11 protein-coding genes and 1 pseudogene are annotated in these 11,388 nt (G+C 39.4%); 8 read left to right on the forward strand and 4 right to left on the reverse strand.

The annotated features are described in order from the left end of the window. Window positions 1–332, forward strand: a pseudogene (locus tag DVR12_RS28195) (transposase); the annotation flags it as partial. A gap of 177 nt (window positions 333–509) precedes the next feature. Here DVR12_RS28195 and DVR12_RS25975 read toward each other — a convergent pair. Then, a complete protein-coding gene (locus DVR12_RS25975; RefSeq protein ID WP_116978734.1) occupies window positions 510–1,391 on the reverse strand; it encodes an FKBP-type peptidyl-prolyl cis-trans isomerase in 882 nt (293 codons plus the stop codon). 38 nt (window positions 1,392–1,429) lie between these two features. Beyond that, window positions 1,430–2,434, reverse strand: a complete 1,005-nt coding sequence (locus tag DVR12_RS25980; protein WP_116978735.1) for a DHH family phosphoesterase — start codon at window positions 2,432–2,434, stop codon at window positions 1,430–1,432. Between the two features lie 163 nt (window positions 2,435–2,597). Between DVR12_RS25980 and DVR12_RS25985 the strand changes: the two genes are divergently transcribed. Then, window positions 2,598–3,014: a nucleoside-diphosphate kinase gene (locus DVR12_RS25985; protein WP_116978736.1), complete on the forward strand. Its 417-nt coding sequence runs from the start codon at window positions 2,598–2,600 to the stop codon at window positions 3,012–3,014. Window positions 3,015–3,584: 570 nt separating this feature from the next. Continuing rightward, the gene (xerD, locus tag DVR12_RS25990; RefSeq protein WP_116978737.1) at window positions 3,585–4,514 is read left to right on the forward strand and encodes a site-specific tyrosine recombinase XerD; all 930 of its coding nucleotides are present in this window, start codon (window positions 3,585–3,587) and stop codon (window positions 4,512–4,514) included. Between the two features lie 113 nt (window positions 4,515–4,627). On the opposite strand, the gene DVR12_RS25995 is transcribed toward xerD, so the two are convergent. Further along, window positions 4,628–5,527, reverse strand: a complete 900-nt coding sequence (locus DVR12_RS25995) for a hypothetical protein (RefSeq protein ID WP_116978738.1) — start codon at window positions 5,525–5,527, stop codon at window positions 4,628–4,630. Between the two features lie 455 nt (window positions 5,528–5,982). Here DVR12_RS25995 and DVR12_RS26000 point away from each other — a divergent pair, with 455 nt between their 5' ends. The 5 genes from DVR12_RS26000 (at window position 5,983) to DVR12_RS26020 (ending at window position 9,582) form a co-directional block, all read left to right on the forward strand. Further along, the gene (locus tag DVR12_RS26000; protein ID WP_116978739.1) at window positions 5,983–6,408 is read left to right on the forward strand and encodes a hypothetical protein; all 426 of its coding nucleotides are present in this window, start codon (window positions 5,983–5,985) and stop codon (window positions 6,406–6,408) included. A gap of 37 nt (window positions 6,409–6,445) precedes the next feature. Beyond that, entirely contained in the window at window positions 6,446–7,108 is a 663-nt protein-coding gene (locus DVR12_RS26005) for a hypothetical protein (protein ID WP_116978740.1), read from the forward strand. Further along, the gene (locus tag DVR12_RS26010; protein ID WP_116978741.1) at window positions 7,105–7,911 is read left to right on the forward strand and encodes a sensor histidine kinase; all 807 of its coding nucleotides are present in this window, start codon (window positions 7,105–7,107) and stop codon (window positions 7,909–7,911) included. Before DVR12_RS26005 ends, DVR12_RS26010 begins: the two co-directional genes overlap by 4 nt. A 119-nt stretch (window positions 7,912–8,030) precedes the next feature. Next, the gene (locus DVR12_RS26015) at window positions 8,031–8,687 is read left to right on the forward strand and encodes a response regulator transcription factor (protein WP_116978742.1); all 657 of its coding nucleotides are present in this window, start codon (window positions 8,031–8,033) and stop codon (window positions 8,685–8,687) included. A 46-nt stretch (window positions 8,688–8,733) separates the two neighbouring features. Continuing rightward, window positions 8,734–9,582, forward strand: coding sequence for a DUF2911 domain-containing protein (locus DVR12_RS26020; protein WP_116978743.1), 849 nt, complete (start codon window positions 8,734–8,736; stop codon window positions 9,580–9,582). 78 nt (window positions 9,583–9,660) lie between these two features. Here the strand turns inward: DVR12_RS26020 and DVR12_RS26025 are convergent, their stop codons facing one another. Next, window positions 9,661–11,355 carry a sodium:solute symporter gene (locus DVR12_RS26025; RefSeq protein ID WP_116978744.1) on the reverse strand — a complete coding sequence of 565 codons (1,695 nt, stop codon included), beginning with the start codon at window positions 11,353–11,355 and terminating at the stop codon, window positions 9,661–9,663. Window positions 11,356–11,388: the final 33 nt, after the last annotated feature.

Raw genomic sequence — 11,388 nt, forward strand, 5'->3', positions numbered from 1 at the left:
GAAAAAGAATGCGAAAACTGCCAGGGCTGCCCGTTTGCTAAAAAATGTAAAAAATCTCAAACAGAAAACATAACTATCAGAATAAATGAAGTACTTGAACACTATAAAGAGCTGGCACGCAGGAATTTTGCAACAAAAACAGGCGATACATTAAAACGACAACGGGGGTAGAAATTGAATCTTGTTTTGGGTATATTAAGATGAATAATAGCTTCAGACGTTTTAATCTAAAAGGTATATTGAAGGTCCAGACAGCATTTGGGCTTGTTGCTATGGCACATAACTTAAGGAAAATCTGTATCAAACTCCATAACCAGACAATGGTTACATAAAACCCAGCATTTTGACTAAAATGAACTCATTTTAACAATAATAAAATCAAACTAAAAGGATATAAAATCAAAATGATCATAAAAATATCCAAACAGATGTTTTTATGATCATTTTTACGAAAAACAGGCTGACCAAATTTTTACTTTTTGGTCAGCCTGTTTTATATACTAAAGCAGTTATTTTTTAGGAGCTGGAGCAGCTACCGGAGCTTCAGGAGCAGTAGAACCCGGAACGATGTCTAATAATTGAACATCAAATACCAGTACTGAGTTAGCTGGGATAACCGGAGGACTACCCTGGAAACCGTAAGCTAAAGTAGAAGGAATGATCAAGATAGCTTTAGAACCTTTTTTCAGGCTGCTGAAACCAACGTCCCAACCTTTAATAACCATACCTTGACCAACTGGGAATCTGAGAGGAGTCAGCGGACCAGGGCGCATAGTTGAGTCGGTGCTGGAATCGAATACTTTACCATTTAACAGTTTACCGGTGTAGTGAACAACAACGGTATCGCCTTTATTAGGGGTACCACCGTTTCCTTCTTCGGTAACGGCTACGTAAACACCTTCAGCGTTTTTGGTAGCTTTAATTTTGTTTTTCTCGAGGTATTCCTTGATGAGTTTCTCATCAGTAGCCTGCTGACCAGCAGCAGAGTATTTATTTTCTACGACGAAAGTGATTTTCAACTTATCGCCACCTTTACCGAATGGAGGGCGTTGCTGAGCAGGAATTGAATCCCAAGGTACGATGAAAGTAGCGCTATCGCCTTCGTGGAGTTGAGCGATACCTTCCATCAGATCGTACTTACCTTGAGGTTTGCTAACTACGATAGGGAAAGCAGCACCCAATACTTTGCGGGATTCGCCGATGATAGAATCATTCAAACGTTGGGTAACGTTTACAAAGGCAGTATCCCCTTCTTTCAGTTGAGGGCCACTTCCAGACTTGTGAACGATATACTCGATACCGCCCGGTGTCTTTTTAACACCTGTACCGCAGCTGGCTATCAGTAAGCCGAATGCAGCAGTAGCAACTAAAAACTGATTGTTTTTTTTCATTTGATTGTATTAGTAAATTGAAATACTGTGGTTATAGTTTATTGCAACAGATTTTCATTTTCTTCGATAGCCTTAATGAAGCGCTCAACAGTTTTTTCGAGCGGATCGGTACTACGGCCACCGGAAGCATTAAAGTGCCCACCACCATCAAAGTATTTACGAGCAAAAGAATTCACATCAAAATCGCCTTTTGAGCGGAATGAGAGTTTTACCTCGGAATTACGGTCAATGATCAACGCTGCCAATTTAATACCTTGAATTGACAGTAAAAAGTTTACCAATCCTTCCGTGTCCCCTGTTTGGAGGTCGAATCTTTTGAGATCGGTATATGGGATAGCGAGCATGGCGGTATTGTATTCATAGAATACTTCCATTCGGTTGAGCAGGCTATGACCCAGGAATCGCAGACGATTTTCCAGGAAGTTGTCGTAGATCGCCTGATGAATAACCTCATGCTTCAGGCCTTTGTCCATCAGATCTGCTACCATTCTGTGAACAGCAGCGGTAGTAGATGCAAAACGGAAAGAGCCGGTATCAGTAACAGTGCCTGCGTAGATACACTGTGCAATATCCAGGTTGATATACCGTTCATCTCCCAGTTTATAGATTGTTTCATAAACCATTTGGGCGGTTGAACTGGCGCTGGTATCACTGATTCCATAATCAAAAACCGGTTGAGGTTCCAGATGATGGTCGATCAAGATACGGATACAATTCAGTTTTTCAAGATATGGAGCCAGATTTTTTGTGCGGTAAAACGCATTAAAGTCCAGGCAAAATAATAAATCAATTCCATCAAGAGCCTGTAATGCTTTGTCTGTAGAGGATTCAAAGTCAATAACCAGGTCGGCGGCCGGCATCCATTTTAAAAAATCCGGAAAGTTGGTAGGTGAAATAACGGATACCTGATGACCTTTCTGAATAAGATAATGGTACAACGCTAAAGAAGATCCCATAGCGTCTGCATCGGGTTTTTGATGCATTGTTATCACCACTTTCTTAGGGGTCTCAAGTAAAGGTTTAATTTCCTCGATCGGCTTCATTAAAAAACTGTAATGTTAAGAGTTGATTTCCAACCACAAAAAGCGATTGAAACAAAAACGAAGTGCGAAGTTCTTCATTTGGTGTAGAATTTCAAAATTTTTTACAGCTAAAGAAAATGTAATTACTTTTGCGGCCTAATCTGTAATTCGGAATACAACATATATGAGCAACAGAACATTTACTATGATTAAGCCTGATGCAGTAGCAAACGGGCATATTGGTGGCATTTTAAACATGATCAATGCGGCAGGTTTCCGTATTGTAGCTATGAAAATGACCCAGCTTTCTTCTGCAAAAGCTGGTGAATTTTATGCAGTACACAAAGAAAGACCTTTCTATGGTGAGCTGGTCGAATTCATGAGCAGTGGCCACATCGTCGCAGCTATCCTGGAAAAAGACAACGCAGTTGAAGATTTCCGTAAATTAATCGGTGCTACTAACCCAGCTAATGCTGAAGAAGGCACTATCCGTAAAAAATATGCTGAGTCTATCGGCCGTAATGCTGTTCACGGTTCCGACTCTAATGAAAATGCTGCTATTGAAGGTGATTTCTTCTTCAGCGGTCTGGAAAAATTCTAATTCAAGAATTTAAATCATCAAGGGCTGACCATTAAGTATGGTCAGCCCTTCTTTATTCCCCTAAGTCGAGCCCCGGGCATTACTAATGGCTATATTATACTTTTCCTTAGTTCTGATTGCACCATCTCACCAAGTCATCATTTTTCCTTTTCGTTTGACATAATTGTTCCTCCCAAATTGCGAAATATGCTATCATTTTATTCATTCTTTTATCCTTAAATCAAATTATGAGATTTTCTCAAACAGAAAGAGTCAAATTCAATATATAAAATTGATAATAAACATTTTATATCTATATATCTAAAGTATCACTCCAAATAAAAGCCTACGTCTGCCAAATTGACCTGTACACCTAAAAATTTTTATAATACATCAATAAAAAAATAACTAAAAACGCCTTCCGATATATAAGATTCAATCGAAAATATCATCAACTTAATAAATTGATTTAAAATAAATTATGACCATTTAATTAAAGTATTCTATTAAGTAATTCAGATAGATATTTTTAATCAATATATCTTCCTGCATTTTTAGACTTTTCAAGCAAAAAAACTATCTTGCTCCCCTATGTGGGAATCATTCAGAACCTTATTTAAGAATTACCTTAGACTGGAAAAATCACTCTCCGATCATTCCATTCAAGCATATATCAGAGATGTTGAAAAACTGGAACAATACCTCCAGGCAAATGGCAAAGAAAAGTTAAGACCTCAGGATGTTACCCTGGAAGATCTTCAAAAATGTATTCACTGGATTTTTGAACTGGGCATGTCGGCCACTTCACAAGCAAGAATTATTTCAGGCATTAAGGCCTTTTATAAATTTTTGATGCTGGAAGACATGATCAAAGACGATCCCTCCCAACTGCTTGAAACTCCCCGAACCACCCGGAAGCTCCCGGATGTGCTGACCTTCGACGAAATTGAACAGATGATTGCAGCTATAGACCTGATTGAAATGGATGCCAAAGGCCATGAAAAAGTGAGCCTGGAAGGTCACCGCAATAAAGCCATACTTGAAACCATGTATAGCTGCGGTATGCGCGTGAGTGAAGTTACCAGCCTCCAGATTTCACAAGTATACCTTGACGTTAGTTTTGTAAAAGTGATCGGAAAGGGCGATAAGGAAAGGATTATACCCCTGGGCAGTGCTGCCAGAAAAGAGATTATACATTATCTCGAACGGGTAAGACCCCAATTTCCGGTAAAATACGGGGATGAGGATACGTTGTTTTTAAATCGCCGTGGCCGGGCTTTAAGCAGGGTCATGATTTTCCTGATTATTAAAGAATTAGCAGAAAAAGCTGGTATCACGAAAAATGTTTCTCCACATACATTCCGGCACTCATTCGCCACGCATCTGGTTGAAGGAGGAGCTGATCTGCGGGTAGTGCAGGAAATGCTGGGGCATGAAAGTATTACCACAACAGAAATCTACACGCATATCGACCGGGAGTTTCTGAGAGACACCTTAAGGCAATTCCACCCCAGGTTTTAAAAAGCAAACAGCTACCGTAGAACCGGTAGCTGCCCTTTTTGCTATATCGGGTACAAACAAGAGAGGATCATCTTGCCATTTCGGGGATTGGGTTTTTCGAACTATGACTTCTTTTACAATAAGCTTGGATGTGTTAATAGTCTAAATGTGTCACTCTTCTTTTTCCGTGTACCTGTTAACGTAATAATTTCTGTTAACCAATTCCCTATTTGTCCTGAAGCTTTCCTGACTCTCGAAGGCTTACAAATTATATTTAGCTGGGCACAGTGGCCTACATCTTTACGTTCCGGCATATTGGCCATTTTCTCGTCTTCCTCCCAGATAAGCTGACCTTTCTGATATATTTTAAAATAAACATCCGGGCCCATGTTCACCCTTTCAGAACTTATCGGCTGCAAATTGCCACTGCTTAAGTGTTGTCTGGAAAAATACAGGTAATACCTCCCAACTTCATTTGTAAATCCATGCCCGATTACCTGTCCGTTTATTGCATTATAGGCCTCTACCGACAAATCGGGTAGTCCGGGCCCGCTTTCATGATTTTTTACCAGGCCTGTAATTACCCATGCACCGGCATTTGCATAAATCTGTTGCCAGATATCTGCAGGTATTACATAGGCGTAAGCGCCAACATACCCCATAGTATTTCTCTTCCAATGTAATACCAGCCTGCTCAGGTGAAAATTTCTTGGCTTTGTGGCACCATTTTTACCAGGCAATTGATCCAGGCAGAGATCCAACTCCAGTTCTTCTGTAAACAGATGGATCTCTTTCCACGACACGCTGAAATTACCTTTGCTATCGAGCGTTGCTTCAGCCAACAACCTATCTGCCTTCATCAGCACCTCTTTCGCAGAAAGGGGTACCATATCGTTAAAAATGCCTTTGGAGGCTGGCCGTATCACCTGAGCAGATAACTCTGGCAGATAAATTCTGACCCGTGCATTCACTAAAGGCTCAACGCAATCATGGCCAATTAGTGCTGAAATGTTTCCGATTAATAGATAGCTCATAAATTAATTTTTTAAAAATGGGTTAACTCGCATTTTCTGATGAACTATACTGCATTTTACCAGTCATTTTCAAACAAGGCAGAAAGGCCTCAACGATAACGTTTTCCAAAGCTCTACATACCAGTTGGTTGAGTTACAAAGGTTGGGAAGTTTTAAAAAGGAGTCAAGCGTTAAAAACCTGAAAAATTACATTCCGTATTTCTACGCACGATGCCTGTGGTTCCACTATTACGGCTAAACGCAAAACTTATCATGCGTATAAATACGCAATCCGATGGGGGAAACACTGAATTATTATCTCATGAAACTGATGAAAACCAAGGATAAAACCAGTATGACCAAAGGGGAAGTATTTACCGCATCAACAAAAAATAATATAGCTATTAATAGATGAAGCATTGCAAGTGAATTAATTTATAATAATTTTAACGGCATAATTTAAAATACTAACCTCTATGAGCGAATCCAAAAAAAGACCAATTCCCGCAGATACGGGTGCATTTATTTCTTTAGAAGAAATGAATGTTTTAACAGACAATCATGATGCTGAATTTGCAGCTCAGAAATCCTTTGGCCAGCATGTTAAAGCAATTTGCTTTGGCAGAGACAAGATCATTGAGTTATTAGATCAGCCAGGAGCAGTAGCCCTGAGAATCTATTACGGTCTGAAAATCGATACAGATGGCGATGGAATCAAAGAAAAGAAAATGGTCCTGGTAGCTGTGGATGAAGAAGGAAATGATATTTTACCTCCAAGCGCGGAACAAGCTAAAGCAGCAGCTGCTGCCGGAATTCAATCCAAAGAGCTTTCTGCAAAAATCCTGGACGCAGGTGTACCGTGTCCAACATTTTGTTCCGGTGGTAAAGGAGGAAAGCTCTAAGACTGGACAAACGATTCTGGCAAATAAAAACATCTAAGTGGAACTTTTCAGAATATTAGTCTATGTAATGATGGGGATCGAAGCGGCGCTACTGATCCCCTTTACATTGAAGTTTAACTCGCTCGATAAGGCTGGCAGAAGTATTTATTATTATATTGTTAGTAGTATAATTTTTGCAGTAGGTGCCGATGTAATTGAATATCTCTCAGTAGGAGGCAATAATATGTGGTTCTTTGCCATTATGTATTTCGTTCAATTTCTCATTCTCTCCTATTTCTATCATATCGTCATCAAAAACAAAAAGATAAAAACAGTAATAAAAATATTGCCGATTCCTGTGTTGATCGTTTTTATTCTGGATTTATTTCACATCGAAGGATTTGAGAACTACAACTCCCTGTTCACGACCCTGCGCTCCTTCATTTTATTGATTTACGCCATTATCTATTTTCTCCAATTGCTTAATGATAATGAGTTAATTGAGAATGCTATTTTTATTAACTCACTCCCCAACTTCTGGTATAATGCCGGATTGTTTATCTTCCTTTGCAGCTCATTCCTTTTTTCTCTTAGTTATAACTATCTTGCAGCACATGGACCGGTACCTCCGGCAACGTTATGTATTACCTTTATTGGGGGTATCCTGGAAATGATCCTTTTTTATATTGGTCTCCTGAAAATAACTAAACAGAGAAAATGAGCTTTGGAGAAATTGTTATAATTGGTGCTATAGCAATGATATTACTCGGTGCGTTGGTGGTTGGACTTGTGATTTGGCAGCAAAAACTAGTAATACAGCATAAACTTACTATGCAGAATAAGGACTTGCAACTGCAGCGTGAACGCCTGATTTCAGTATTGCAAGGCCAGGAACAGGAACGCAAACGAATTGCAGAAGATTTGCATGATGAAGTTGGCGCCCAACTTTCTGTATTGAAATTAAACCTTGGAGGACTACAACCACTACTCAAAACTGGCAATGGTGAAGCCGAAAGACTCAAAGAAACCAAAGATTTTACTGATACAATTATTCAGCAGTTACGCTTTATTTCCCAAAGCTTACATCCACAAGCTTTAGAAAATCTGGGTCTTTCCCATGCGTTAGACTCATTCTGTAACTTAATGAATAAGAATAAACAAGTTCAGATAACCTTTAAGACATCAGACAGTGGACAGGCAATCGATAAAGACAAAGCACTGAATATTTACCGCGTTGTGCAGGAGCTTATCAATAATATCCTCAAACATGCACAGGCAAAAGCCGTTACAATTACTTACCAATCTACCCCCAATAATCTTACTATCACAGTGGAAGATGATGGTAATGGCGCTTTAATTAATTCGTTGGCCGATTCCCGTAAGAAAACTGGCAGCCTGGGACTTAAAAATATCGAGAGTCGTCTTAATATTATCAATGGAAATATTAACTTCACCCCAAGAACACCACAAGGTACTATTGCTACGATCAGTGTAGATAATTACCAATCAGTACAGAATAGTTGATACTTATGTTGTTTTATTACTAAATTGCCGTCCGGTTGTGTTGAACCCGTCATAACGACATGACTTATAGTAATTTATTTAAAATAAAATAATAGCAATCTGCTATAAACTGTCCACCTATGGCACACATAAAAGTGGCTATTGCGGATGATCATAAGATTTTTCGCAGCGGAGTAAGAAACACACTTACTCCTTATGATAACATCAAATTCATTTATGAGGCTGATGACGGTCTTCATCTTTTGCAACTTATGGAAAAAGAGTTGCCAGACGTTATTTTAATGGATCTGAAAATGCCAAACTTAGATGGTATTGAAGCTACCATTAAGGTAAAGGAAAAATATCCTGAGGTAAAAGTTATTATCCTTACCATGTATGAGGATGATAATTTTATTGTGCATTTAATAGAAAATGGAGCTAATGCCTACTTATTGAAAAATGCAGAGCCGGAAGAAATTTATGAAGCTATTTGCACCAGCCACGATAAAGGTTTCTACTTTAATGAAAACGTAAACCTGGCCTTGTTAAAGAAAGTTCTTCATAAAAATAAACAGCAATTCAAGCCAACTCTCAAGAACGAAATTCAACTCAACGACCGGGAACAGGAAGTACTTAAACTTATCTGTAATGAGCTTACCACTCAGGAAATCTCTGAACAGGTATTTCTCAGCCCTCGTACAGTAGAAGGTATCCGACAAAAACTTCTTGAAAAAATAAATGTCAAAAATAGCGTAGGATTAGTGTTATATGCTTTCCGAAACGGTATTATCGAATAAACTATGTACTGTAGTAATATCTAATATTTAAACCAGACCTTCAATTATGAGAACTATCAAAACTTTCGCTGCTACTGCAGGCGCAATGTTATTGCTCTACGCTGGTAGCACCCTGGCACAAGGAATCAAAATGCCTGCTCCAAGCCCTAAGCAAACCGTGAAACAAGACTTTGCCCTTTCTTCTATTGAACTGAATTATTCCCGTCCTCAAAAAAATGGACGTACTATTATGGGAGATTTAGTTCCTTTTGGTAAAGTTTGGAGAACAGGTGCCAATGGCGCTACTACTATCACCTTCGGAGAAGATGTAAGCTTCGGCGGTGTTCCGGTTAAAGCTGGTCAATATGGCTTACTTAGTATTCCTGGCGCTAAACAATGGACAGTTATACTGACTAAGAGCCTGGATGTAACCAGCCCTGCTGCCTACAAAGAAGAAAATGATGTAGCTCGCGTACAGGTAACTCCGGTTGCTTTGCCTTTTAGCCAGGAAAGCTTCTTCCTGGGCTTCGACAATGTAAAATCTAATTCCGTGGAATTAGACATCATCTGGGATAAAACTAAAGTTCCTGTAAAAATTACTGCTGATATAGATGCTAGCATTACTTCTCAGATAGAATCAGCTATGCAATCAGATAAAAAGCCTTACTTCCAGGCGGCAGTTTATTATTTCGAAAATAATAAGGATCTGACCAAAGCTGTAGAATGGATTAATGAAGCTACCTCTCAAACTCCTGATGCTTTCTGGGTTTGGTACCAAAAAGCACGTATCAATGCGAAAGCAAAAAATACATCAGCAGCAAAAGAAGCAGCTCAGAAATCAATCGAATTAGCTACTGCAGCTAAAAACGATGATTATATTACTTTGAATAAAAAACTTCTGGCTACTTTGAAATAATCATTTTTGGCCTAAATAAAAAAGGATGTCTCTACGCTGTAAAGACATCCTTTTTTTGTGGGTATAAAAGCCCCAATATTAAACAGCTTTTCTCGAAGCTAAAAATTGTTGAAGTATATACGCTAATAACAACACCAGCAAACAGCCGATAGCGTTTAGCCAAAGGAATGAAACCCCACCTGTCCAATAAATAAGTAATACTACAGCTTCCGAAACAATTGCTGCCCAGAAGGTAGCCGTACCTCCTACTTTCTTCATGTAAAAGGCTACCATGAAAATACCGAGTATTACACCATAGAACCATGAGCCCAAAACATTTACCACTTCAATAAGGCTTCCCAGGCTTCCTGCAAACTGTGCTACCACAATGCAAAACACTCCCCAGATCAATGTCCATAATTTGGAGATCTTCAGATAATGCTCAGGTGTGGCATGCGGATTATATATTCGCTGGTACACATCAATGACGGTTGTTGATGCCAAAGAATTCAATGCGGCTGCAATACTTCCCCAGGCTGCCAGAAAAATTATCGCAATCAATAATCCAACCAGCCCCTTAGGTAAACTATTTACAACGAAGTGAAGGAAAATATAGTTGGTGTCGTTTGTATCGGCATTCGGATCTGCTTTTTTTATCAATGAAATAGCAGAAGCTCTGACCTCCTGGGAACGGAAATCTGTTTCCTGCAAAGCCTTTTTGGCCTGGCCAATACTTTGGTGGTTGTTCTGTTCCAAAGCTGAAGCCAGATCCTTTACCTGTTGTTGTTTTATTTTTCCTAAATCGTCGTACTGCTTTTCCAGTTCTTTCAATGCCGTTCCCTGTTCCGTGTTATGAACCCTGGCCAGCTGAGCCTCATTAAAAAATATAGGTGCTCTGAAATACAGGTAAAATACAAATACCATGGCGCCTATCAACAAAATCACAAACTGCATAGGTACTTTTACCAGGCCATTCATCAACAGCCCCAATCGACTCTCTTTTACTGATTTGGCTGTAATGTAGCGCCCTACCTGGGATTGGTCTGTTCCAAAGTAAGATAATGCCAGGAAGAAACCACCAATTATTCCACTCCAGATATTGTATTTATCCTTCCAGTCGAATTTTGTGACGATTACATTCAGCTTATCCATTTTACCTGAAACCTGCAGGGCCTGTTTAAACCCAATATCTGCAGGAAGTAAATGAACAACCATCCAGCCTGCCAGGAACATTCCTGAGAAGATGATGATTAACTGAATGGTTTGCGTATATGCTACGGCCCTGGTTCCACCAGCCACCGTATAAATAATAAGCATCCCTCCCATTATCATATTCGTCCAATAAAGGTTCCAGCCTAATAAAGAAGAAAGAATGATGGATGGAGCACAGATACTGATACCTGTTGACAACCCTCTTTGAATCAGGAATAAACTTGATGCAAGAGTACGTGTCTTCAGATCGAATCGTTGTTCGAGAAATTCGTAGGCTGTATAAACCTTTAATTTATGGAAGATAGGAACGAAAGTGATACACAACACTACCATTGCTAGCGGTAACCCGAAATAGTATTGTACAAAGCGCATTCCATCCGTATATGCTTGTCCGGGTGCTGAGATAAACGTTATTGCACTTGCCTGTGTTCCAATAATTGAAAGAAGTACTATATACCAGGGCATAGATTGGTTATCCAGAAAATAACTCTCCATATTTCGCTGGCCCCGGCTTTTCCAAACGCCGTATAGGATTATGATGGTAAGGGTGCCTACTAGAACCACCCAGTCTAATACACTCATGAATAAGTTTTGGTGAAGCAATAAAAAAGCACA

The organism is Chitinophaga silvatica (assembly GCF_003419895.1).
GTDB lineage: Bacteria > Bacteroidota > Bacteroidia > Chitinophagales > Chitinophagaceae > Chitinophaga > Chitinophaga silvatica.

Bases quoted from the DNA above. Each gene is read 5' to 3' on its own strand.
- DVR12_RS25975 (WP_116978734.1), bottom strand. From the start codon at position 1,391: ATGAAAAAAAACAATCAGTTTTTAGTTGCTACTGCTGCATTCGGCTTA.
- DVR12_RS25980 (WP_116978735.1), bottom strand. From the start codon at position 2,434: ATGAAGCCGATCGAGGAAATTAAACCTTTACTTGAGACCCCTAAGAAA.
- DVR12_RS25985 (WP_116978736.1), top strand. From the start codon at position 2,598: ATGAGCAACAGAACATTTACTATGATTAAGCCTGATGCAGTAGCAAAC.
- xerD (WP_116978737.1), top strand. From the start codon at position 3,585: ATGTGGGAATCATTCAGAACCTTATTTAAGAATTACCTTAGACTGGAA.
- DVR12_RS25995 (WP_116978738.1), bottom strand. From the start codon at position 5,527: ATGAGCTATCTATTAATCGGAAACATTTCAGCACTAATTGGCCATGAT.
- DVR12_RS26000 (WP_116978739.1), top strand. From the start codon at position 5,983: ATGAGCGAATCCAAAAAAAGACCAATTCCCGCAGATACGGGTGCATTT.
- DVR12_RS26010 (WP_116978741.1), top strand. From the start codon at position 7,105: ATGAGCTTTGGAGAAATTGTTATAATTGGTGCTATAGCAATGATATTA.
- DVR12_RS26015 (WP_116978742.1), top strand. From the start codon at position 8,031: ATGGCACACATAAAAGTGGCTATTGCGGATGATCATAAGATTTTTCGC.
- DVR12_RS26020 (WP_116978743.1), top strand. From the start codon at position 8,734: ATGAGAACTATCAAAACTTTCGCTGCTACTGCAGGCGCAATGTTATTG.
- DVR12_RS26025 (WP_116978744.1), bottom strand. From the start codon at position 11,355: ATGAGTGTATTAGACTGGGTGGTTCTAGTAGGCACCCTTACCATCATA.